This is a genomic window from Planktothrix tepida PCC 9214 (assembly GCF_900009145.1).
GTDB lineage: Bacteria > Cyanobacteriota > Cyanobacteriia > Cyanobacteriales > Microcoleaceae > Planktothrix > Planktothrix tepida.
In genome coordinates this window covers 60,197-84,064 of record NZ_LN889812.1, presented here as the reverse complement: position 1 = coordinate 84,064, position 23,868 = coordinate 60,197, and the positions used below count along the sequence as shown (strand labels likewise).

At 39.0% G+C, this 23,868-nt stretch carries 25 protein-coding genes; 14 read left to right on the top strand and 11 right to left on the bottom strand.

The window, feature by feature from the left end; translation table 11 throughout:
* Positions 1-165 precede the first annotated feature (165 nt).
* Positions 166-717, top strand: coding sequence for a DUF1269 domain-containing protein (locus PL9214_RS20295; RefSeq protein WP_072720584.1), 552 nt, complete (start codon positions 166-168; stop codon positions 715-717).
* 76 nt (positions 718-793) lie between these two features.
* Here PL9214_RS20295 and PL9214_RS20290 read toward each other — a convergent pair whose 3' ends face one another.
* A complete protein-coding gene (locus PL9214_RS20290; protein WP_072720583.1) occupies positions 794-1,411 on the bottom strand; it encodes a TVP38/TMEM64 family protein in 618 nt (205 codons plus the stop codon).
* A gap of 119 nt (positions 1,412-1,530) precedes the next feature.
* Positions 1,531-2,517 (bottom strand): arsenosugar biosynthesis radical SAM (seleno)protein ArsS, encoded by a 987-nt coding sequence (gene arsS / locus PL9214_RS20285; protein WP_072720582.1) that lies wholly within the window; start codon positions 2,515-2,517, stop codon positions 1,531-1,533.
* A gap of 198 nt (positions 2,518-2,715) precedes the next feature.
* Here arsS and PL9214_RS20280 point away from each other — a divergent pair, with 198 nt between their 5' ends.
* Positions 2,716-4,086, top strand: coding sequence for an ion transporter (locus PL9214_RS20280; protein WP_072720581.1), 1,371 nt, complete (start codon positions 2,716-2,718; stop codon positions 4,084-4,086).
* Between the two features lie 20 nt (positions 4,087-4,106).
* Here the strand turns inward: PL9214_RS20280 and PL9214_RS20275 are convergent, their stop codons facing one another.
* Positions 4,107-4,394 carry a hypothetical protein gene (locus PL9214_RS20275; protein ID WP_139295122.1) on the bottom strand — a complete coding sequence of 96 codons (288 nt, stop codon included), beginning with the start codon at positions 4,392-4,394 and terminating at the stop codon, positions 4,107-4,109.
* 96 nt (positions 4,395-4,490) lie between these two features.
* On the opposite strand from PL9214_RS20275, the gene dusB reads away from it, so the two are divergent.
* From dusB to PL9214_RS20255, 4 genes are all read left to right on the top strand, one after another.
* The gene (dusB, locus tag PL9214_RS20270; RefSeq protein WP_072720579.1) at positions 4,491-5,516 is read left to right on the top strand and encodes a tRNA dihydrouridine synthase DusB; all 1,026 of its coding nucleotides are present in this window, start codon (positions 4,491-4,493) and stop codon (positions 5,514-5,516) included.
* A 166-nt stretch (positions 5,517-5,682) separates the two neighbouring features.
* Positions 5,683-6,606: an ornithine carbamoyltransferase gene (gene argF, locus PL9214_RS20265; protein WP_072720578.1), complete on the top strand. Its 924-nt coding sequence runs from the start codon at positions 5,683-5,685 to the stop codon at positions 6,604-6,606.
* A gap of 205 nt (positions 6,607-6,811) precedes the next feature.
* Complete coding sequence (locus PL9214_RS20260) at positions 6,812-7,054, top strand: AbrB/MazE/SpoVT family DNA-binding domain-containing protein (RefSeq protein ID WP_072720577.1); 243 nt, start codon at positions 6,812-6,814, stop codon at positions 7,052-7,054.
* Complete coding sequence (locus tag PL9214_RS20255) at positions 7,048-7,389, top strand: type II toxin-antitoxin system PemK/MazF family toxin (RefSeq protein WP_072720576.1); 342 nt, start codon at positions 7,048-7,050, stop codon at positions 7,387-7,389. Before PL9214_RS20260 ends, PL9214_RS20255 begins: the two co-directional genes overlap by 7 nt.
* Before the next feature lie 60 nt (positions 7,390-7,449).
* Here PL9214_RS20255 and PL9214_RS20250 read toward each other — a convergent pair whose 3' ends face one another.
* The 3 genes from PL9214_RS20250 to PL9214_RS20240 all read right to left on the bottom strand — a co-directional run bounded on the left by PL9214_RS20250 (position 7,450) and on the right by PL9214_RS20240 (position 10,847).
* A complete protein-coding gene (locus PL9214_RS20250) occupies positions 7,450-8,769 on the bottom strand; it encodes a flotillin family protein (RefSeq protein ID WP_072720575.1) in 1,320 nt (439 codons plus the stop codon).
* Between the two features lie 52 nt (positions 8,770-8,821).
* On the bottom strand, positions 8,822-10,150 hold the full coding sequence (locus PL9214_RS20245; RefSeq protein ID WP_072720574.1) for a flotillin family protein: 1,329 nt from the start codon (positions 10,148-10,150) through the stop codon (positions 8,822-8,824).
* 88 nt (positions 10,151-10,238) lie between these two features.
* The gene (locus PL9214_RS20240) at positions 10,239-10,847 is read right to left on the bottom strand and encodes an NfeD family protein (protein WP_245824318.1); all 609 of its coding nucleotides are present in this window, start codon (positions 10,845-10,847) and stop codon (positions 10,239-10,241) included.
* Between the two features lie 340 nt (positions 10,848-11,187).
* On the opposite strand from PL9214_RS20240, the gene PL9214_RS20235 reads away from it, so the two are divergent.
* Positions 11,188-11,457 carry a hypothetical protein gene (locus PL9214_RS20235; RefSeq protein WP_072720572.1) on the top strand — a complete coding sequence of 90 codons (270 nt, stop codon included), beginning with the start codon at positions 11,188-11,190 and terminating at the stop codon, positions 11,455-11,457.
* Positions 11,458-11,714: 257 nt separating this feature from the next.
* Here PL9214_RS20235 and PL9214_RS20230 read toward each other — a convergent pair whose 3' ends face one another.
* The gene (locus PL9214_RS20230) at positions 11,715-12,644 is read right to left on the bottom strand and encodes a DHH family phosphoesterase (RefSeq protein WP_072720571.1); all 930 of its coding nucleotides are present in this window, start codon (positions 12,642-12,644) and stop codon (positions 11,715-11,717) included.
* A gap of 67 nt (positions 12,645-12,711) precedes the next feature.
* Entirely contained in the window at positions 12,712-14,106 is a 1,395-nt protein-coding gene (locus PL9214_RS20225) for a DUF3370 domain-containing protein (RefSeq protein WP_072720570.1), read from the bottom strand.
* A gap of 459 nt (positions 14,107-14,565) precedes the next feature.
* On the opposite strand from PL9214_RS20225, the gene PL9214_RS20220 reads away from it, so the two are divergent.
* From PL9214_RS20220 to PL9214_RS20210, 3 genes are all read left to right on the top strand, one after another.
* Positions 14,566-14,931, top strand: a complete 366-nt coding sequence (locus PL9214_RS20220) for a hypothetical protein (RefSeq protein ID WP_072720569.1) — start codon at positions 14,566-14,568, stop codon at positions 14,929-14,931.
* A gap of 72 nt (positions 14,932-15,003) precedes the next feature.
* Positions 15,004-15,240 (top strand): CsbD family protein, encoded by a 237-nt coding sequence (locus tag PL9214_RS20215; protein WP_072720568.1) that lies wholly within the window; start codon positions 15,004-15,006, stop codon positions 15,238-15,240.
* A 116-nt stretch (positions 15,241-15,356) separates the two neighbouring features.
* Positions 15,357-15,944 carry a Uma2 family endonuclease gene (locus PL9214_RS20210; protein WP_072720567.1) on the top strand — a complete coding sequence of 196 codons (588 nt, stop codon included), beginning with the start codon at positions 15,357-15,359 and terminating at the stop codon, positions 15,942-15,944.
* Positions 15,945-16,009: 65 nt separating this feature from the next.
* On the opposite strand, the gene PL9214_RS20205 is transcribed toward PL9214_RS20210, so the two are convergent.
* Positions 16,010-16,810, bottom strand: a complete 801-nt coding sequence (locus PL9214_RS20205) for a calcium-binding protein (RefSeq protein WP_439331540.1) — start codon at positions 16,808-16,810, stop codon at positions 16,010-16,012.
* Positions 16,811-17,749: 939 nt separating this feature from the next.
* Entirely contained in the window at positions 17,750-19,171 is a 1,422-nt protein-coding gene (gnd, locus tag PL9214_RS20195) for a decarboxylating NADP(+)-dependent phosphogluconate dehydrogenase (protein ID WP_072720564.1), read from the bottom strand.
* A gap of 147 nt (positions 19,172-19,318) precedes the next feature.
* Between gnd and PL9214_RS20190 the strand changes: the two genes are divergently transcribed.
* From PL9214_RS20190 to PL9214_RS20175, 4 genes are all read left to right on the top strand, one after another.
* The gene (locus tag PL9214_RS20190; protein WP_072720563.1) at positions 19,319-20,539 is read left to right on the top strand and encodes an RNA-guided endonuclease TnpB family protein; all 1,221 of its coding nucleotides are present in this window, start codon (positions 19,319-19,321) and stop codon (positions 20,537-20,539) included.
* A 109-nt stretch (positions 20,540-20,648) separates the two neighbouring features.
* Positions 20,649-21,074: a hypothetical protein gene (locus PL9214_RS20185; RefSeq protein WP_072721144.1), complete on the top strand. Its 426-nt coding sequence runs from the start codon at positions 20,649-20,651 to the stop codon at positions 21,072-21,074.
* A 57-nt stretch (positions 21,075-21,131) separates the two neighbouring features.
* Positions 21,132-21,701: a Uma2 family endonuclease gene (locus tag PL9214_RS20180; RefSeq protein ID WP_072720562.1), complete on the top strand. Its 570-nt coding sequence runs from the start codon at positions 21,132-21,134 to the stop codon at positions 21,699-21,701.
* 129 nt (positions 21,702-21,830) lie between these two features.
* The gene (locus tag PL9214_RS20175) at positions 21,831-23,570 is read left to right on the top strand and encodes a potassium channel family protein (RefSeq protein ID WP_072720561.1); all 1,740 of its coding nucleotides are present in this window, start codon (positions 21,831-21,833) and stop codon (positions 23,568-23,570) included.
* A gap of 63 nt (positions 23,571-23,633) precedes the next feature.
* On the opposite strand, the gene rpsU is transcribed toward PL9214_RS20175, so the two are convergent.
* The gene (rpsU, locus tag PL9214_RS20170) at positions 23,634-23,849 is read right to left on the bottom strand and encodes a 30S ribosomal protein S21 (RefSeq protein WP_072720560.1); all 216 of its coding nucleotides are present in this window, start codon (positions 23,847-23,849) and stop codon (positions 23,634-23,636) included.
* Positions 23,850-23,868 lie beyond the last annotated feature (19 nt).

Here is a 23,868-nt window from a genome sequence, read left to right as displayed (position 1 = left end):
AAGATTACGCTTGTTTATTGGCTTTGAAAGCTCAAAATCCCTTTCGTTACTGTATCATGACTTGAATTGATGATGTTGATTGTAGATGTGCTAAAGTAAAGAAGATTAAAATTGTGATCAAAATTGACCCAATTTTTTTTAACAGTTCATCAGGATAAATATACCATGACTTATTCCGAAGAGTTAACCAATTTAGTTGTTGTTGCTTACCCAGAGCAAGAAAAGGCGAAAGAAGTTTTAAAACAACTTAAAGCACTGCAAGAACAAGGGATTATTTCAGTTGTCAATGCTGCGGTGATGGTCAAAAATGAAAAAGGCAAAGTTTCTATTAGTGAAACGGGAGATACGGATGCTAAAGGGGGAGCAATTATTGGTGGAATTACAGCCGGATTAATTGCTTTATTTAACCCCATTGGAGCATTAGGAGTCATTGCTTTAACCGCAGGTGGGGCAGGAGTTGGTGCTTTAATTACTCATTTTATGGATTTAGGATTTCCTCAAGAAGATCTCAAAGAATTGTCGGAATCTTTAACCCCTGGAAGTTCGGCTTTAATTGCGTTAGTTGAACATACTTGGGTTGATCAATTAACGGAAGCGTTAGAACAATATGCAGGAAGATTGTATAAGCGTTCGATTAAAGCAGATATTGCTTCTCAATTAGAAGTAACAGCAAAAACCGTTAATTCTGAAGTGGAATCAACTCCCCCAGAATCTTAATTAATTTAGAGTATAGACACGCCATGTAGAGACGCGCCATGGCGCGTCTCTACCCGATATAAATTGTGTTTTCCATCTATTTGATTTTTTGATTGAGAGCATTTTGAGCAATTTTAGTGATATAAATCGTAACAATAACGGTAGCAATTAAACCAATTCCATATAATAACCATTCTATCGGAGTACGCGATCGCTCTCCCATACCTAACTGAGCTAAACTTCCCACTAACGATCCCACATAAACATATAAAATTGTACCAGGTAACATTCCAATCCAAGACGCTAAAAAGTAATCTTTTAAGGAAACATTGGTTAATCCAAAGGCATAATTGAGTAAATTAAACGGAAAAATAGGAGAAAGACGAGTTAACCCGACAATTTTCCATCCCTCTTCACCGACCGCTTGATCAATTGCTTTAAAGTTTTCATAATTTTCTAGCTTTTTAGCTACCCAATTTCGGGCAAAGTATCGCCCAATTAAAAAGGCAAAAGTAGCCCCAATGACCGAACCAATAGACACATAAATTGAACCCCAAATCACCCCAAAAATAACCCCAGCACCCAAGGTTAGAAGGGAACCGGGAATAAATAATATCGTAGCTAAATTATAGACAATAATAAAAGCAATCGGCCCCCAAAATCCTAAATGCTCAACCCAATCCAAAAGATGAGTTATTAACTGTTGAATACCCATTTTATTTCCCTTTTTTTAATATAATCATCACAATTAAAGCCTAATTATTAACAGCAAAAACTGATAACTGATAACTGATAACTGATAACTGATAACTGATAACTGATAACTGATAACTGTTAAATTAATGCCCCCCCACAACTAGAACCACACCCGGCGGTACACCCATAACAATAGGAAGCGGTTTTTACGGTTTCAATTAAATCTAAATTGTTAGCAGCTAATAAATCACTCACCATTAAAGGTTTTCCAGAAGTTGTGCGGGCGGGAATATTTTCCATTTGGTTAAAATCACAATCATAAATATAACCTTGATAATCAATGGATAACTGATTACGACACATTAAATGGGACACCGTTTCAGGGTTATAGTTATATTCTAAAAATTCTAAATAGGAATCTTCAAGTTTTTTCTGCTGTAAGTAAGATTTCGTGCGTCCGATGGGTAAATTAGTAATGGTTAGTAACTGATTAAAGTCAATATCAAACTGTTGTTTTAGATACTCTTTATAAGCTTGTTCTAGTTTAGACTGTTCCCCAGGAAGAGTAAACTTTTCGGCGGTAGGTAAAGCCGGATTATAAACTAAATCTAAGATTAATTCCGGTGTACGACCATATCCCAAACGGTTTAACCATTGTAGGGCTTGGATGGAATTTTGATAGACTCCCTTTCCTCGCATTTGATCAACATTATTTTCTAAATAGCAAGGTAAAGAAGCGACAATTCTTAATTGATGATTCGCGCAATATTCAGGAATATCCTCATAACCGGGAACAAAATAAATCGTTAAATTTGATCGAACAATCACTTGCTTTCCGGTTGTGCGTGCGGCTTCAACTAAAAGTTTAAATCCATAATTCATTTCCGGTGCCCCTCCGGTTAAATCGACGGTTTGAATTTGGGGAAAGCAATGAATTAATTCAATTAATTGTAAACTAATATCTAGGTTCAATTCTTCACTCCGTTTTGGCCCTGCTTCTACATGACAATGGTTACAAGCGAGGTTACACCGTTTTCCTAAGTTAATTTGTAAAATTGTAATGGGTTGTTTAGTGAGGGGAAAACCCAGTTTTTGAGCAAACGGTGTCAGCGTTGTTTGAATCATGAGTTGAATCAGTGTTGAGTCTATAAATGAACATGAACTGATTTTAGCAGTAGATTCTCGATTTAGGTTTACCTTGACACATCCACAGATAAATTGACACCCACTTTCTTCACTCCAGAGGAAAGGAAGAGATGATAACGCCCAAAAATGGAATTAAATAATATACACTCTTATTTAAGACTTAATCCTTCCATTTGAATGCTATCTTTCTTCTCCCGAATACCGTCTTTTCACCCCGAATCAAGACTCCTGATTATCTGGGAAGCCTTGATTGTTTTAGTAACCCTCTATAACTGCTTTACTATTCCCTTTCGCATAGCGTTTAATGCCACAATTTATAAAAATTGGTTTCTTTTAGATAATTTAGCAGATTTAATTTTAATAATAGATATTTTTTTGCGGTTTCACATTAGTTATACTAAGGAGGGTGAACTGATTAAAGATAAAGCTGAAATTAGTATTCATTATCGAAAAACAGACTTTAAATCCAACTTAATTGCAAGTTTGCCCTTAGATATTTTCGTCTATTTATTTTTACCCCAGGCTTCTCTAATTTTAATGGGTTTATGCCGAATTCCGAGATTATTAAGATTTCCTCAATGTTTTTTGATTTTTAGAAAATGGGATAACAATGTTTATTTTAATTCGGGTGTTGTTCGGATGTTTGAACTATTCATTATTGTTTTTTTGATTGATCATTGGGTCGCTTGTTTATGGTTTTTTATTGGAAATTTAACGGGACAATCAGGAGAGTCTTGGCTTCAAGGTGATAATTTGCATTTAGAAAATACAACAACTCAATATTTATATTCCTTGTATTGGTCAATTACAACATTAACAACTGTAGGCTATGGGGATATTACTCCCCAAAACAATATTGAATTGATATTTACCTTTATGGTGATGTTCTTAGGAGTATCGCTGTATGCCTTTGTAATTGGAAATGTGGTGGCAGTGATTTCTAATTTAGATGCCAGTAAAAATCGATTTCGAGATAAATTGGGTCAAGTTCAAGCTTATATGTGGGAACGAAAAATTCCTCCTTCCTTACAAAAAAATATCTTAGATTATTATCAATATATGTGGGAATATAATCGAGATGTGACGCTGGATTTTTACTTTTTAGATGAACTTCCGCACTCGATTAAAACACGAGTCTATTGTTATCTTTATCAAGAACTATTAGAAAAAGTTCCCATCTTTCAAGACGCAGAACCCTGTTTTATTGAAGATTTAGTGATTAAATTAAAACCCCGAATTCTCCCACCCCATGACTATGTAATTCGAGAAGATCAAATGGGGCATGAAATGTATTTTGTGAAACGAGGACAATTGCAAGCCTTTTCTGAAAAAACGGGAAAAGTCTATAGTTTATTGGTAGCAGGTTCTTTTTTTGGTGAAATAGCTTTACTGTATGATAGTCGCCGGACTGCTTCAGTCAAAACCTTAACATACTGTGAGTTATTTGTTCTCTATAAAGAAGATTTTGATAAAGTCCTCAATAATTACCCTCAATTTTCCGAAAAAGTTAAAAAAATTGCAGACCAACGCCATCAAGTTCGAGAATAATTTTCTCATGTTTTGAGGGTTTATCGACGAATTTGTTGCTCTAATTGCGCTGGATTTGCCGTAATATTAAAGCGTTGCATTAAATACAACACCCCTGCCGCTACAAAGACACCAACCACTAAACCCACCACCGTTAAAAACCAAAAAGAACGTTGAATCGTTTTGAGGGTTTTGGGGTCATATTCCTGAACTTGGAAATCTTGAATTTCTTCGCTAAACTCATCCGATTCAACTTTAGGAAAATGTACATTGTTAGCATTGCCATTTTGTTGAAACGGTTCACGATTATTCGGGGGAAGGTTCATCATAAAATAAACGATGAGTTAAAGGGTTATATCCCAGAAAGGGTGGTTCTATTTTAATATAAAGAGAGTCTGACTTGCTACATTTGTTTCCCTTAAACCATGTCTGTTCTCTCACCTGAATTAAAACAACGTTTATCCACACCCTTAAAAATTGGCACGGTAGAAGTCAATAGTCGGGTGTTACAATCTCCCCTATCCGGTGTCACAGACTTGGTATTTCGGCGTTTAGTTCGTCGTTACGCCCCGGACTCGATGATGTATACCGAAATGGTGCACGCCAGCGAAGTTTGTCATGTTCGGGAACTCCCCAAAATGATGGAAGTTGACCCCAATGAACGCCCAATTAGTATTCAATTATTTGACTGTCGCCCCCATTTTTTAGCCGAAGCCGCGCAAAAAGCCGTTGAAGAAGGCGCTGATACCATTGATATTAATATGGGGTGTCCCGTCAATAAAATTACCAAAAATGGGGGCGGGTCTTCGTTGTTGCGTCAACCGGAAATTGCGGAAACCATTGTCCGGTCAGTGGTTGAGGCGGTGAATGTGCCTGTCACCGTAAAAACTCGGATAGGGTGGAGTGATGAAGAGATCACAATTTTGGATTTTGCCCGTAGAATGCAGGATGCGGGGGCAAAAATGATCACCATTCACGCTCGAACTCGTGCTCAAGGGTATAATGGTCAAGCCAAATGGGACTGGATTCGACAGGTTAAGGAACAGTTAAGCATTCCCGTTATTGCTAATGGCGATATTTTTTCCGTAGACGCCGCGATTCAATGTTTACAAGAAACGGGTGCTGATGGGGTGATGTGTTCGCGAGGAACCCTAGGTTATCCGTTTTTAGTGGGAGAAATTGACTATTTTCTGAAAACAGGAATATTAAAAACCCCGCCTTCAGTAATTGAACGGTTGCAATGTGCAAAAGAACACTTGCAAGCACTCTCGGAGTATAAAGGACAACGGGGAATTTATCAATCTCGAAAACATTTAACCTGGTATGCGAAAGGGTTTCCTGGGGCACAGGAATTACGCAATCATTTGGCCCAAATTGAAACCGTTGCTCAAGGATGGGAATTATTAGATAATGCAATAAATCAGTTATCTCAGAACAGTTTTGTTGCCTAGAAAACTTTAAAATTATAAGAGAACAGGGAACAGCTTAACTAGGAACAGGGAAGAAAGTCGCAAACTTTGATGTCCTAATTGCCTTGAATACTGTTATAAAACAACCCTGGTTTTGTAGAGGTGAGGTATCCTTGCCCCTATTGGACATAATTCGTGAGGAATGATGATGGAAAGTTTAAAAGGACGAGATTTTTTAAGTTTAGCGGATGTTAGTATTGATGAACTTTATTTTTTATTAGATTTAGCGACAAAATTAAAATCCGGCATGGTTAAATTACGTCGCAATAAAGTTTTAGGATTAATGTTTTCTAAAGCTTCAACCCGAACCCGTGTAAGTTTTACCGTAGCCATGTATCAATTAGGGGGTCAAGTCATTGATTTAAACCCGAATGTTACCCAGGTAAGTCGAGGAGAACCCTTAGTGGATACGGCTAGGGTATTAGACCGATATTTAGATATTATGGCAATTCGTACCTTTGAACAAAAGGATTTAGAAACCTTTGCCAATTATGCTGAAATTCCTGTAATTAATGCTTTAACAGATCGAGAACATCCTTGTCAAGTGTTAGCGGATTTAATGACGGTTCAAGAATGTTTTGGAACCTTAGAAGGATTGACCTTAAGTTATTTTGGCGATGGGGCTAATAATATGGCTCATTCGTTATTATTAGGCTGTGCAATGGTAGGCATGAATGTGAGAATTGCTACCCCGGCTAACTATTTACCCGATGCTGATATTGTTGAACAAGCGAAAAGTATTGCTCAAGGAAAAACAGCAGTTATTGTTACCGATGACCCCATTGAAGCGGCAAAAGATGCGAATGTTGTTTATACTGATGTTTGGGCAAGTATGGGACAGGAAGAAGAAGCCAGAGCCCGAATTCCTCTGTTTCAACCTTATCAAGTGAATGCTAAATTAATGGAAAAAACCGCCGAAAATTCCATTGTTTTACATTGTTTACCCGCCCATCGAGATGAAGAAATTACGGATGAAGTAATTGAAGGTTCAAAATCAAAAGTTTGGGATGAAGCAGAAAACCGAATGCACGTTCAAAAAGCATTATTAGCGGTATTGTTAGGAGATGATTAACAGGTTTTATCAAGCATTTCCTCACCCATTTTTCTAACCCTAGGGGGGCGACACTCATAGACTTTTAATCTTAACCCTAGTCATGGGTTGTCACCCACCCTACACCTTCTCACAATTTAAGTATTATTAACTTAATCGTGTTTTTCTCAAATATTTGGTATAGTGTATACATAGTATTTACATAGATTAAAAAGGATTAATAATAATGGTAACTAATGTAGCGAAGTGGGGGAATAGTCTAGCGGTTCGCATCCCTCAAAATATTGCTCAAGCGATTCAAATTTCCGAAGGTTCACAAGTTACTTTTAGTGTAGAAAATGGAACGATTGTGATTAAACCCAGTAATCGTAAACGTTATTCTCTTGAAGAACTTGTGAGCCAAATCACTCCTGAAAATTGCCACACTGAAACAGACACAGGACTCGCCGTGGGGAATGAAGTTTGGTAAATCAATCCTATATTCCTGATAGGGGACATATTGTCAAATTAAATTTTAATCCCACTCAAGGACATGAACAAAAGGGCTTAAGACCCGCTTTCGTTATTTCACCTTACGAATATAATGTTAAGAACTCCTTAGCTTTATTTATGCCAATTACAGCACAGGTAAAAGGCTATCCTTTTGAAGTGAGTCTTCCTTTAGACTTAAAAACTTATGGCGTTATTTTGGTAGACCATATCAAAAGTTTGGATTATAAAGTTCGTTTAATTCAGTTTATTGAAATAGTACCCGAAGATGTAATTCAAGAAGTTCAGGCAAAAATAGAGGTACTCATTTTCTAATATTTTTTGATATTAAAGGAGTAATAATTAATATTACTCCTTACACCCTATTTTAAGCACTTAACTGTCAGAATTAAGAGGTTCTAGGGAATGATTCGAGGCAGATTTTAACGGTTTAGAAACAACCGGAGTAATAACTTGAGGTTGAACACGATTTTGACTGAGAGTTTCAATGGTTTCTGCAACATCAATTCCCGTTGTTTGTTTTAATTCTGCTAAAAACGCCGCTAATTTTGTGGCACTTCCTCCCTGGGTACTATTGACAACGGTAACATTATCTACTTCCACTTCAGGAACCGTTGCTACCATTGTTTTTAATAACACTTCTAATTTTTGATAGAGGAAAATTTCTCTCGCATTTGAACCCGCTAATTTCCAAGATTCTGCTAATCGTTTGGCGGCTTCCGCTTGGGCTTTTCCTGCTTCTAATATTTGAGACGCATTACCTTTCGCTTCCGCCATTGCTCGTTTACATTGGGCTTCGGCAGGTGCAACAACATCCGCTTGTAACTGTTGTTCAACTTGCTTAAGTCGAGCTTGTTGAACTAACACTTCCGCTTGGGTTTTTGCCACTTGGGAAGCCGTTTCTGATTCCGATTCTGCAATGACCGCTTGTCGTTTTGTAATCGCATCTTTCACCCGACGTTCGGCTTCAGCTTTGGCAACTTCAATATCCGTTTCTAACTTTTTCAACGAAGTATTTTTCTGGTTTTCTGCGGTTTGAATAATAGATTCTGCATGGGCTTTGGCTTCGGCGATTCGAGCATCTCGGAATAAATCTGCCCGTTGTTTTCGGCCAATAGAATCTAAATATCCGACATCATCAGAAATATTTTGAATTTGCAGCGTATCTAACACTAATCCTAACTTCTCTAAATCATCTTCTGCTTCTTCTAATAAACTTTTCGCAAAAGCTAATTTATCCCCATTCACCTGTTCTGGCGTTAAACTCGCTAACACCCCCCGCAAATTTCCTTCTAAGGTTTCTTTGGCTAATTGTTCAATTTCCTTGCGACTTTTGCCTAATAACCGTTCAATTGCATTATGAATTGTCGGTTCTTCCCCGGCAATTTTAATATTAGCAACCCCTTCAACGGTTAACGGAATCCCCCCTTTAGAATAGGCATTCGACACTTTTAACTCAATAATCATATTGGTTAAATCCATACGAAAAGCGTGTTCTAATAAGGGAATTCTAATGCTACTCCCGCCTTTAACTAAACGATAGCCAACATCTTGTCCCCCTTCAACGGGACGACGACTTCCGGCAAAAATTAACACTTCACTGGGTTGACAAATATAATAAAGGTTACGAATCACTAAAAATCCCGCCCCAGTTCCTAATCCTAAAACTCCTAATAAAGCAATGATAATTTCCATCTGTAAAATCTCCTAAAGTGTAATTGGGAGGGTTAAAGCCCAACAATAAAGTTTACTTTCCGGCTAATTTAACCCCTAAAGTGTGTTCAACCGTCTCTAAAAATTGTCGGAAAATTTCAGGATAGGCATTGACAACTCCGGCAATAGATTTACCATCCCCACTATCAATGACATTAATATTTTGTAAGTGAACTCGGTTAGGAACTTTGGCTGCTTCAGTGAGGATCATTTCAATTTGTTGTAAATTAAATAATTGTGAAGCATCTGTCCCGGTTTCCTGCCAAACTTGATTTAATAAATCTGTTACCGTTGCCGCAGCTAAGGCATTTTCTGTTAAAGATGCCGCTTCTCCTCTTGCTCTTAATTCCTGGGCTTGGCGTTGAGCTTCCGCAGGTAAAACTTCATCCGATTCTAACCGTAACCGTTCTAATTCTGCTCTTACGGTTTGTAATAATTGTTCAGCTTTTGCTCTGGCTTCTTTGGCTGCTGCGATGGTTCTTTCTTCTTCTGAACGCGCTTGTTGTTCTAATTCCGCTTTAATTTTTCGCAGTTCATTATCTTTCTGTAAAACAACGGTTTGCGCCTGGGTTTTGGCAACTTCTGCTTGTCGCCGACAGTCGGCTTCCGTTTGTTCTGCTTCCGCTAAAGCATTTGATTCGGCAATTTCCGCATCTCGAACAATTAAAGCAATTTGGCGACGACCAATGGAGTTAAAATAATCCACATCATCGGAGACACTTTGAATTTTTAAGGTGTCTAATTGTAGACCTAATTTTGATAAATCCCGTGAAACATCTTCGGCAATGCGTTCAGCAAATTGTAACCGATCTTCGTTTAATTGTTCCGGGGTTAAGGTTCCCACAACACCCCGTAAATTTCCTTCTAAGGTTTCTTTAGCAACCCGTGAAATTTCTGAACGATCTCGCTCTAAAAACCGTTCAATGGCATTCCCCACAATAGCACGATCATTAGAAATTTTAACATTCGCGATCGCTTGAATATTTAAAGGTGTTCCCCCTTTAGAATAAGCATTTTTCACTTCCACACGCACCGGCATCGTCCGTAAATCCATTGTTTTAACAGTTTCTAAAATGGGGATACAAAGGGTGCGTCCGCCAAAAATAACCCGATATCCGACTTCCTGGCCGTCTTTATTGCGACGTTTGCGACCGGATAAAATTAAAATTTCATTAGGTTTACAAATTCGTAGAAAGGTATTCAAAAACCAAATAAAAATTATAACGCCAAAAATTGATAAAGCAATGGGTAAAGCCGTTCCAATACTGGTAGAAGATGTATCAGGTGAATTATCAGGAGTGGGGGCTTGGGCAACTTCTGTAATCCTTGATGAATTTTGAATTTTGGGGATGGAATTTGGCATGATCTTCCCTCTTATTATAAAATTAATCTGAGTCAGATTTAGGGTCTCTAACTTTTTTTACAGTTTCCCGAATCTTAATCCTTAATTTTTAATTAGAATTTAAGAATTCTTCAGGAATTACTAAGACTTTATCATGATGTCTTCCTACAACAAAAACTTTATCTCCTTTTTCAAACTGATGCTCCTCCTCGGTGATGGCAACCACATCAACCATTGATTCTTTTAAATATAATCGGACTTTTCCTTTACAGTTGTGATCAAAGGGAATTTCAACCGTTGCCCATAATCCGATTAAATCTTCCGATAAAATTAAACTATTGGCTTGTTGTTGGTGCAGTCGCCTTAAAATTCCAACCATTACCGTTCCAAAGCTCACCCCAACCCCTAGAGAAATAGCAAAAATGAAGCTAGGGGAAAGCAAAAGATTAAGTTTTGTTAAAAGAAATCCGGTTAAGCCAAAAAAACAGCCCCCAAACGTCCAAAATCTTAAACTGAAAATGGGTAATCGGAAACCCGTTTGACGGTTTTTCGGGTGTTTTTGCGGGGTGAGGGCTTCTGCATCCTGGGGTGGCTTAGACAGTTCTACATCTATCTCAAAATGGGGATCAAAATCAACACCATCGAGTCCAGCAAAGGCAGATAAAATCACAAAACCCCCACCAATTGTCAGACAGAATAGATACAGTGTCAGCATCATGGGGTTTCTAAGTCCAGAAGAACCATTGAATTACTTCTATTGTCGCAAATCTTTGAACCCCTGTAACTGCTTTTGTTAAGAAAGTTTGCGTTTTAATTCTGATAAATTTACAGGTTTTGGTTGAAATTGACTGTTCAATGAATCAAAGTTTTAGTATAATTACTTAATAAATTAACTGTCTCCTATTTTTACCCCTGTACACTTACGGATTGATGGAAGAACAGCGACGGTTAATCTATGACCGGGACAAACCTGTATTTTTTCCTTAGAAAACAGTAAATTCCGCCCTGTTTTCTCTCCATTCCTTATTGAGATGGAGCCTTTAGCGGTTTGTTAACTCATGAACAATGATTTTATCAACGAATACCAAAAACAGTTGGTGAATTGGCAAAAACAACTGTTTGATACTTGGCTGGAAAACCTCAAAACAGCACCCAAGACCTTGAATGCTCAAGAAGCCTATGAAAAAACCTTAAGTTACCAAGAAGAACTGGTACAAACAGGCTTCAAAGTTCAAGAAGTTACGAATCAAGCGGTAATGGAATCTCAAAAACAATTTTGGGATAATTATTTTGAATTTATGAAAAAAACCGCTACTCCGGCGGTGTAATATTTTGTCTAACGACCTTTTAGCAAGCCTCCCAGGCTTGTTTCCTGTTGCCGGATCAATTTTGTATGATCTCACCCCCTAGCCTTCTTCCCTGCCAGGAAAAGGGGGTGATTAATTGTATGAAATTGAGGGCAAATTTAATATTCATAATTCTTCTCCCCTCTCCGTGTAGGAGAAGCTAGGGGAGAAGTGACACAAATTTGTGAGCGAAAATAAAACACCACTGGGAATTCGGGAAGAAGTTAAAAGGAACCCATTTAACCGTCTTGATTAATTTGAGTGATTAATTCCTGTAAAATTTGAGAAGCGTGCTCATTTTCGACTTGGCAAGTTCCGGCATTTTCATGACCGCCTCCGCCATATTTTAACATTAACTCTCCAATATTAGTTTTAGAGGTTTTGTTAAAAATGGATTTACCCACCGCAAACACGGTATTTTGTTGTTTAACGCCCCATAAAACATGAATTGAAATATTACATTCGGGAAATAAAGCATAAATCATAAACCGATTTCCGGCATAAATCACCTCTTCAGGTCGTAAATCTAAAACCACTAAGTTTTGATGCACTGTAGAACAGCGTTTAATTTGATCCTTAAAATTTTCCTCATGTTCAAAATAAATTTCAATCCGTTCTTTTACATCTGGCAGTTGTAAAATATCAGAAATCTGATGATTTTTACAATAATCAATTAACTCCATCATTAGTTGATAATTAGAAATGCGAAAATCCCGAAACCGTCCTAACCCTGTCCGAGCATCCATGAGGAAATTTAATAAAACCCAACCTTCAGGATTTAAGATTTCTTCTTGATTAAATTGGGCAGAATCTCCTTTATCTACTGCCTCCATCATTTCCTCAGAAATAGCCGGAAATTTAGCTTTTCCCCCATAATAATTGTATAAAACCCTAGCCGCAGAAGGGGCATTCGGATCGATAATATAATTACTATTAACCACAGGGTTGCGAATGGTTTCACTTAAATGATGATCAAACGCCAAATGCACCCCTTCAACATAAGGTAAATTTGTTGTAATATCCTGATTTGTAATTTCTATTTTGCCATCCTGCATATCTTTAGGATGCACAAATTTAATTTCATCAATGATATCTAAGTCTTTTAAAAGAACCGCACAGACTAAACCATCGAAATCACTGCGGGTAACAAGTCTATATTTTTCAGTCATTGTTTTTTCCTTGAGATTGAAAATTCAAGATCCTATTATAGTGCTTAATTTTAAAGCTAAATAAGCCTTAATTTACACCGGACTCCCAGGTTTTTACCGTTAAGACTTGGGGAGGTGTAGCGTCGGGGGGATAAATAAACTCCACTCCCACAGAACGAGATCCTCCGGGGGGTAATGTTAACGTAATTAATGATTCCCCTTGCTGTCCTTGACGTTGAACTAAGTGAAAATAACGCTGTTGAGTTTGTCCAAAATCATCGCTGTATGTAAACCGAACTGTTCCTCGGAAAAACACCTGTCCTTGAGGAGGTTCAATAAAGGTTAATCGATTAGAAGCCACATTTTGTTTAAAGGGGGTTTGAATCGATAAACTCACCCGTTGAGATTGGCGGGTAGGGTTATATAACGGTAAGGTCAGGCGATATTGTACGCCATAATTTCCATTGGCACGAGTCGCCGTATCGGGATAACGGGCTAACAACGGCGCACTCTGAATTTGCTGAGTCCCCAAAGTAGCCGTTGAAACCGTACTCAAAGGATAGGAAAAAGCATACCCTGGATAGGGAATCGTTAAAACATTCATCCCCGGACGGTCTACCACTGTCCCTGTCCATTCAGAACCCACCGATACCCCGGCGACACGACCATAAACTTTTTCTCCCTGATACGCATTTTCCCCTAAAGTCGGGATAATATCTCTAGGTTCTGCTAGTCTGCCCGTATTTAAGAAATTTAGCCATTGACCTAATATCGGCATTTGGGGAGAAAAGGAAGAGATGGGAAAACCCGGAATATTCGGAAAAGTTGGAGAACTCCCAGAAGTCGCAAACCGAACTAAATTCGCCAGATGCACCGGGCCATTGCTTTGTAACCGCAGGAACGTTGAACGGGCACTGGCCGTTGGAATCGGTAAACTAAACAACATCTGGGTTTGTTGCGGCGGAATCATGATTTGTTCAGGAAAGGTGCGTTGATGGCGTCCTCGTAAAATATCCCCCGCCAACCGTGACCCCGGCCCAGAAAACACCCGACCTTGAGGGTCTTCCACCATTGGCGGCAATTCCACAAATGGCGCATCCGGTGACGTGACATAACTAATTCCTTGCAAAATATTTAAAGTAACCGGTTGAGAACTGGGATTATAAATTAATACCCCTTGATATAAGGTTTGTTGTTTATTAATCGGACGAGCAATATGATGGGAAAAAAAGTCAAACTGTCCGCTTATGGGAATATTAAGATGGGCATTGGGGAATTTTTTCGCCGTTTGTGGAAAAGTCGATAATAATATTCCTTCTCCTGTGACCACTTCAGGACTATTACTATTAAAAACCGGAATTTCATTCAACTGTCCGGGTAAGGGCCGAATTTCCTGCATTTGGGTAATATATCGTTTCCCAGAGGTTGGGGGTGGAATCGTAATCACTTCAGCCAAATAAAACGCAGGAACAAAAGGAAACATAAACAACTATTTACTCTCTGGTATCGCAAGTTTAACTCTGTTATTAAGATGGCTTTTGAACCGAACATTTGTCAACCCTTCGTAGTAAGCCCTTCAGGGCTTAGGGGATTCATAGGTAAACCCCTAGCTACAAAGTCAACTTACACCCTAAAATAAATTTCAGGTCAAAAGCTAAAGTTATCTCAAGATAACTCAAAAATTAATTCTATTAAATAGCAAAAGATGCCCCACAATTCTTAAAAGGTTTGTTAACGGAATCACCTGCTGCTGTGGCATTAGTTGAAAAATGCAAGGAATTATTACCTACCATTGTAGGTTTCTTTGGGTTGTAGACATAAATCTTTGATTAACATTAAATTTATTGGAATTTCAGCAAGGATGTAATATCCTAAAATTTGTCAAAAGCCATCTATCTCAGGAAATAAACGAATTCCTGCCATCGTTTAATATACAACGACCATGAAAGTTCAGACTTCTGTTTTTGCAGCACTCCTGTCTTTGAGCGTTCTGGCTACTGCCAATGTTGCTAAAGCAGACACCGTAAAAGCTCGCTGTGATGTTTATCCCAAAGGAGAAGATAAAGCCTCATCTTCTGGTCTATGTACCTTTTCTCAGCGTCAAGGCGCCGTTGGCATTCAACTCCAGAATGGCAAACGCTACGACCTGCGCCCGGTAGGAGATGAACCGGGTAACTATGTAGACCAAAATGGTAAATCCGCCTATCGTCAAGCTGGTTTGGACGATAAAGGGCAAATTTATCGGTTAGCGAATGAATCAATTTATATCTATTGGGATACGGCTCCCTACTCAAATTCAAATCGCTAACCTACTATTTTGAACAAGTTTCTGTTTAAATTTTGACAAATCACTTTAGTATCCTTTAAGGAGGAAAAAGCTATGAGTATAGAAGATAAAATCAAAGCGGCGGCTACCGATGTCGAAGGTAAATTAAAAGCTGCGGCGGGTGAGTTGACTGGTGATAACCAACTGAAAGCAGAAGGGGAAGCCAAACAATTACAAGCAGAGGCTATGAATGCAGCAGCCGATCTCAAAGACAAAGCTAAAAACGTTGTTGATGACTTAAAAAATGCAGCTAACAATGCACTCGATAGCGTCAAAAAGAAATTGGATTAGTTAAGAAAATTAGATTATAAATTGATAATCCCCTATTGAGTGCATAGCTTAATGGGGGATTTTGGATCAGTTAATCAGATAGTAGAATAGAATTATCCCCAACCCCGTAAAATCAGATGACTCTCACAACCCAACGCTTTACCCTAGAAGAGTATCTTAACTACGATGACGGCACAGATAGTCTCTATGAATTAGTCAACGGAGAATTAGTTTCTATGGCTTTAGGAACTGGACAACATGGTGAAATTGTCGATTTTATTAATACACAATTTCGCACCGAGATTGCTAGAATAGGACGAGATTGGGTATCTAAACAAATGGCGATCGGTGTTCAATCTCCTCGTGGCGATCGCTGGGATACCGTTCGCATTCCTGATGTTGTAATTATTCCTAAAGAACAGTGGCGGAATTTACAAAACCGCGAGGCTGTTATTCGTTTAAATGAAGCACCCCCGCTTTTAGTGGTAGAAGTTGTTAGCACTTCAACGAAAAGTGTTGACTATCGGGCTAAACGGGCTGAATATTGTGTTTTAAATATTCCTGAATATTGGGTTGTTGATCCATTACAAGCTAAAATTACTGTTTTTACGCTTTCTGAAGGCTGGTATGACGAAGTTGTTTTTACAGAAAGCGATCGCCTCATTTCTCCGACTTTTACTGAACTAAATCTAACGGTTAATCAAATTCTATTCAGTGAAATTTAAGGGCGTAAGCCCTTTAGAGATTTGAGGCGTAAACGCTTTACTACGAATTGTTCCAATCAGCAGAATTAGATTGTAAAGTGACTACCATTTAAACTAGAAGAATTAACGCCGATTAATGTTGCTAATATTTCTCCATTATTGGCTAACTGAATTAAGGTAGAATTATTTTGTGTTGTCAAAGTTAATTGTTCAAAGGTTAATCCTCCAACTAAATTAATTAGATCTTCGTTGATATTAAAGTCAAGAATGATATCGTTTCCAGTGCCAATTGCGATCGTAAATTGGTCATTTCCACTTCCTCCGATTAATGTATCTTCTCCTTGATCTCCACTGAGGAAATCATTACCCATTCCGCCCATTAAACTATCATTGTTTTGACCCCCATAAAGACTATCATTGCCTTCGCATCCTTCTAACGTATCAGATTCTAAATTTCCAAATAATAAATCATTATCCTCATTCCCCCATAAAAAGTCATCATTTTTTCCGCCATAAATTATATCATTACCTAAATTTCCTTGAAGTTGATCGTTACCTTGATTTCCAAATAAAATATCATTTCCTAATCCTCCACTGAGAGAGTCATGATCAGTTTCACCAAATAAGGTGTCATCTCCCTCATCCCCAAATATTAAATCATTTCCACTTCCCCCTAATAAATTATCATTTTCAGTTCCCCCACTCAAATAATCATCCCCGTTATCTCCCCAAAGGTGATCTTCTCCTTCCATTCCAAAGAGAAAATCTGAATCTTCGTTACCATACAGAAAATCTGAACCTGTATCACCATTAATAAAATCGGTTCCCTGACCCCCAAAAATAGTATCATTTCCAATTTTTCCGTCTAAATTATCATTTCCTTCCATCCCCAATAAAATGTCGTCTCCATTTCCTCCATCAATTGCTTCATTCACATCAGTTCCTATCAAATAATCGTTATTTTCGGTTCCATTGAAGTAATTTTGAATAACATTTTTTTGACGACTGGTTTCTACATCCACAGGGGGAAAGGGTTTAGAAGAACAGTCATCTGGTGATGGTGTGGGAGTGGGTACAGGAGTCGGTGATGGTGTTGGAGTCGGTGATGGGGTGGGAGTTGGTGCAGGGGTCGGTGATGGTGTTGGAGTCGGTGATGGTGATGGTGTGGGAGTGNCTCTCAATTTTTGTAAAATCTGCCATCAGTGCCTATACTTCATTATACCTGAAGCCCATCAAGTTATTACTTTTTCATTCCTAAGAAATTAGTCGTATTAATGGAAACACCAGTTGCATATGTTGGCATAAAAGCCGAAAATACTTTAGACTAAGAAATTAGTCGTATTAATGGAAACAGTTTCCGAGAGCGGATAGCTCTGCGGACTGAACTTCTTTAGACTAAGAAATTAGTCGTATTAATGGAAACCGAAACTCTGGGCTATGACCATTTTGGTCGTTACCTCTTTAGACTAAGAAATTAGTCGTATAGCAAGTCTAAATGGATTGTACAATCCTAATCATCAGTATTATTAATCCTCAAAACTGGACAAAAATCCCAGTAGGGGCGAGGCGCGCCTCGCCCCTACGATGAATTGAATTTTAAGACATTTATATAACTGATTTAGACTTGCTATATTAATGGAAACAAATTGACGATTTTTTTATTAGTCATCAACTCAATCAATTAAACTTTGATTTGTCCGGCTACTTACTGCGCCTTGCGTCCTAACCATCTTGGCGGTTGCTATCAATAAATTTCCATACAAAAAGTCCCCCTAAAATAATGGGGGACTTCGGCAAATCTCAACCCAACTTAAAAATAAGTTGAATTAATCCTTTGTCCATTCTGTGTGGAAGAATTCACCTCTGGGTTTATCAATGCGTTCATAGGTATGAGCGCCAAAATAATCCCGTTGAGCTTGGGTTAAATTCAGGGGTAAAGTAGCCCGTCGATAACTATCAAAATAGTCTAAGGACGCACTAAAAGCCGGAACTGGAATTCCAAATTGATTCGCGAGAACTAACACTTCCCGCCAAGCTTCTTGACGATCTAAAATTGTCTGTTTAAATTCCGGTGCTAATAACAAATTCGGTAAGTTGGGATTTTCGCCAAAGGCTGTTTTAATTTTATTCAAAAATCCAGCCCGAATAATACAACCTCCTTTCCAAATTCTCGCCATTTCACCGAGATCTAAATTGTACCCAAACTCCTTAGAAGCAGCGCTTAATAACGCCATTCCTTGAGCATAGGAACAGATTTTAGAACAATACAACGCATCCCGAATTTTATTCACTAAATTGGCAATATCTCCTTGATATTCACCCGTTGGCCCCGGTAATTCCACAGAGGCGGCGACCCGTTCATCTTTATAGGAAGAAATAATCCGACTATTGACCGCAGCGATAATGGTTGGAATAGAAACTCCTAACTCTAACGCACTCATTACCGTCCAACGTCCGGTGCCTTTTTGTCCAGCAGCATCGACAATTAAATCAACTAACGGTAAACCCGTTTCAGGATCAATTTTTTTGAAAATATCCGCCGTAATTTCAATTAAAAAAGAATTGAGTTCGTCGGTGGTATTCCATTCTGCAAAGACTTCATGAAGTTGAGCCGCATTCAACCCCGCTACATTTTTCAGCAAATCATAAGCCTCTGCAATTAACTGCATATCGCCATATTCAATACCGTTATGCACCATTTTAACGTAGTGACCCGCGCCACCTGGCCCAATAAAGGTGACACAGGGGCCATCATCCACCTGGGCGGCAATTTTCGTTAAAATCGGTTCTAATTCTTTATAAGATGCTTCCGTCCCTCCCGGCATTAAACTTGGCCCCCAGAGGGCACCTTCTTCGCCACCACTAACTCCCATCCCCACAAACCCTAAACCTGTGGCTTCTAGTTCCTTTGTGCGGCGTTCAGTGTCTTCATAGAGGGAGTTACCCCCATCAATAATCATGTCATCTTGATCCAGCAACGGTTTAAGCTGATCAATGACTGCATCAACGGGTTTCCCGGCTTTCACCATCACCAAAATGCGGCGCGGACGTTCTAAAGATTGGACAAATTCTTCCAGGGTATAAGCAGCTTTGACGTTTTTTCCCTGAGCCCGTTGCTGCATGAACTCATCGGTTTTAGCACCCGTGCGGTTATAAACTGCGATCGGAAACCCATTGCGCTCGACGTTCAACGCCAGGTTTTCACCCATGACGGCTAGACCAATTACACCAAATTTTTGCAGTGTCATAGATTTCTATTGACTGTAATATTGTGGGTTACTAAGTGCAGTAATCTTCTTACAATAACCGTATTCTACATCCCACGCTTGAAAGACGTGGGATGTAGAATACCCGCCTTTAGGCGGAGTGAAAAACCCTATGTTATCATGATTAACATGAATAAGATAACTCGGACGATTAAATTAAAATTCGTGAATCTCAACCGTTGTAAAGCTCAAATGTTTGAGCAAATGACGGAAGAAAACACACGGATTGCTAATAAGCTGTTGTCATGGCCGATTAAAGAGCGACGTCAGATGACAACAGCTAAAATCATGTCCGAGTTAAAATCTGCCCTGGTGAATCAAGTCATTCGGCATACCACATCACCCACAGGTCGTCAAACCAAACAATATAAAGTTCTTCCGGTAGAAGTTAACAATCAAAACTGGAAATTAAGCCAAAAAGGGAGTACCTATTCAATTAGTTTCCCAACCCTCAAAGGTGAAAAAAGAATCCCCATTGAAGTTGCATCTCCTCATTGGCAACCTGTTTTAGATGGATTGCTAAGGGGAACAATTCAAGGGGGTTCTTTTAAATTAATTAAACATCGAAATAAGTGGTATGCCTATCTGTCAATTACTGAGGATGTTCCAGAAGTTGAGACAGAGAAAAGATTAGGGTGTGACCGAGGACAGAACAATTTAGCGGTAGTTGCACCTCAACAGGGTTTCGGTAAGTTCTTTAAAGGTCACAGCGTTAAACATCGAAGACGCTATTTTCAGCAAAGAAGACAGCAACTTCAAGAAGCTAAGAAATTTCGAGCTTTAAAGAAATGGAACAAAAAAGAGCGTCGATGGATGGATGCAATTAACCATACCATTAGTTGCCGGATTGTTCGTTTTGCTGAATCCCATAATGCTGATGTTGTTATTGAGGATTTAGAAGGATGTCGAAATACGATGAAGCAGAGTAAGAAATCTCGTTCTGATTCCGGTGAATCTCGACATAATTGGTCTTATTATTCTTTGGAACAAAAACTTAATTATAAGTTAGCTCTGAAGGGATTAAAATTAATTAAAAGACCTGCACCTTATACTTCTAAATCTTGTTCAACTTGTGGTGTTATTGGTAAAAGAAATCGACAGGATTTTAATTGCCCTAATGGTCACTACCATAATTCTGATTTGAATGCTTCACGAAACCTATCTCAATGGGACGGTTTCTGTTGTCAGTTAGACCTACAGAGAGATGCTTCTGTAATGGATTCATCCGGTTTAACTGATGGGGTGTTTGGCACACCCCCGAACTCGATGAATACGGTCAAACAAGAAGAGTACATTCAATTGTCTTTGTTTGACTGGGCTAGATACGAGAATCCCACCCTAAGCGCGTAGCGTAGGGGTGGGAGTGTCAACTTAGCGTTGATTTTACTGAGTGTATAATCTAAGTCAGGTTTTTTTAAAGATTCGGTATATAAAATTTTAGTCTTGTTTGATGGAAGCGATGGAAGAACTACAGTATCTCGCAACTTGGGTTAAGGAACAACACGCCCAAGAATATATCCTGACTTGGTTATTAACTCAACCGGGTGTTTGGTGGTCGAATGGGGAAGTTTACCAAGCCATTTTACAAAAATCGGGGAAACGATTAAAAGAATTTGTCAAGAAAAGCAAACAAGGGGATTTATTTCAAGGGATTGCTGATAAAATTGTCAGTGATGAAAGTTGGGATCAAATTGCCGAAAGTTTAGCTCGATTAATGGCAATTTATCAAGAAGAATTAGTAAAATTACAAGATCAAGGACGGTTACAACCCACCTCTCGCTTATCCGTGAAAGCACCTTCGACTCCCTCAAAATCTTGGTCTAATGTGGATGTTCAACAACAACCTTTACCTGATCCTAATACTGATGCGTTAACAGGACTTTAAACGCTTAATTTTTGTTAGAATCAAAGTTAACAAAAAATTCAATAGGAGCTTGTGATCATGTCTCTAATGACGATAAAAGACTTAGAGCAAGTCCAAAAAAGCCTCTCAGAAGCTGGTTTAGATTATCAGTTAGAATTAGTAGAGGGAAAAATTGAGATTATGGGGCCATCAGATATTGTTTCTAGTGAAATTGGAGTGATTTTCAGCCGTTTACTAGGTAACTGGGTTTATCCCCGTCGTTTAGGTCGTGTCTTTGACTCTGCTGGCGGTTTTATTCTTCCTGATACTAATCTTAAAGCCCCTGATGTTGCTTTTGTGCGGGCTTCTCGTCTCAGACAAAGTGTGCGCTATTTTGCTGAATTAGTGCCGGATTTAGTGGTAGAAATTAAATCTCAAAGCGATCGCATTAATCTGATCAAAAAGAAAATCAAGAAATTCTTAGAATTAGGATCACAAGTTGCGATTTTGATCGATCCTGATTTGTTAACGGTTACGGTTTATCGTTCTACAGAAGAACCGATTGTACTGGGAAATGAGGATATTTTAACAATTTCTGAATTGTTTCCAGGTTGGGAATTACCCATTGCTGAATTATGGCCGCCTGTTTTTAGCGAAGATGAAGATTAAAATTGCTTTTCTTGCTTGAGTTCGTGTTGTTAGATACAGTCTGAGAGTGACAATACCGTTAATAATTTCGGGTGATAGCTAAACTTTGAGAACGTTGGCGTGAGATCGTCTTTATGAATGGCAATACCTATGAAACCTCGAATCATCGTTTGTAGCTTAGGTCGCACCGGATATCAGATTTTTAGACTCTTGAAACAACAAGGGGCGATTGTGGTGGGAATGAGCGACCGACCGATTCCCCAAGAAGGGTCTGATGTGATTGTGGGAAATTTACGATCCGCCTCCACTTTATTAGCGGCTGGGGTGAAAACGGCTCATGCTTTAATTTTAGCGGGAAATGATGAAGCGATCAATTTAGCAATTTTAATGCAGGCGCGAATTTTAAATCCTCAAATTCGGATTATTAATCGTTTATTTAATACTAATTTGGGAACCCGCCTGAATCAAACCTTACCCGATCACAGTACGATGAGTGTTTCGGCTTTAGCCGCCCCTGTATTCGCCTTTGCGGCTTTGGGAAATCAAGCCATTGGACAACTGGAATTATTTAATCAAATTTGGCCGATTCATGAAGAGTTAATTGATCAAAATCATCCTTGGTTGGGAAAAAGTTTGAGGGATTTATGGGCTGAACCTAATCGAATGTTAATTTATTATTTACCTTTTAAAGATCAAATTGATTTAGTTTCTGGGGTAATGGCTGATCAACAACTGCAAGTGGGCGATCGCTTAATTGTTGCTCTCAAACCCCAAACTCGTCAAACTCAAAAAGATTTAGGATATCGACTTTTAAAATTCAAACGCGGTCTACAAAAATTTAAACAATATGCCAAGTCTGCTCTGATTGTGAGCTTGATTTTATGTCTGACCATATTAGGTGCGACTTTAACTTATATTTTCGCCGATCCCAGTTATTCTTTTGTAGATTCTCTGTATTTTTCTGTGGGAATGATTACTGGAGCCGGGGGGAATGAACAAGTGGTTGAACATTCCCCGGAGGCGATTAAACTGTTTACCGTTGTGATGATGTTAATCGGGACTGGAGTAGTTGGAATTAGTTATGCGTTATTGAATGATTTTATTTTAGGCACTCGGTTAAAAGATTATGTGAACGCCACACGGGTTCCTGAACGCAATCATTATATTATTTGTGGCTTAGGAGAATTGGGATTAAATATTGCTCAACATTTATATCAACGCGGGTATGAAGTCGTTGTGATTGAACGTGATCCCAACAGTCGATTTATGAGCACCGCCAAAGGGTTAAAAATTCCGGTTTTTGAAGGAGATGCGAGTTTAGCCAATACCCTCAAAAGCGTGAATGTTGAAGCCGCAGAAGCGTTACTGGCTGTTACTAATGATGATACGGGAAACTTAGAAATTGCCTTGAGTGCGAGGGGATTAGCACCGCATTTACGAGTGATTACCCGTACCCATGATTCCCATTTTGCCTTAATGGTTCAACAAGTTTTTGATTTTGAAGCGGTCTTAAATACAACAGAAATTGCGGCTCCAGCCTTTGCGGCGGCGGCATTAGGCGGACGGATTTTAGGAAGTGGAATCACCGCCGATAGTCTTTGGGTGGCGTTAGGAACCTTGATTACTCCCAATCATCCGTTTTCTGGAAAACGAGTCCAAGAGGTAGCCCGAAAAGTAGATTTTGTTCCTTTATATATTGAAACCGCTTATCAAACGATTCACAGTTGGGAACTGTTGAACTTTTTGCTACAACCGGGGGATATTTTATATCTAACCATGCCAGCGAACCACATTGAACACCTATGGCATTCTCTCCCCCCAGAACGAACTTCCTGGGAGGATAATCGTGTCCTCAGCCCAGAACCCAGCATCGGGCCAGGAAAAAACTAAAGCGTCAGGGAGGAAGTCGGGACAGCAAACCAAATCGGCTCACTGTATCGTCCGTTTTTCCCTTTAGGAGTCACTATTTTGAAATTGTTGTCTACGGTTACGAAGGCGACGACGTTCTTTATGGCGAGCTACCTCTTTCCGCTTGCGTTTTTGTCCGGGGGTTTCAAAATGACGATTTTTTTTCAGATCGGCAAAAATGCCAGCTTGTGAAACTTTCCGCTTAAAGCGACGTAGGGCGGACTCTAATTGTTCTGTTTCACCGAGAACGACTTGGCTCATTCCATATTCTCCCACTTGA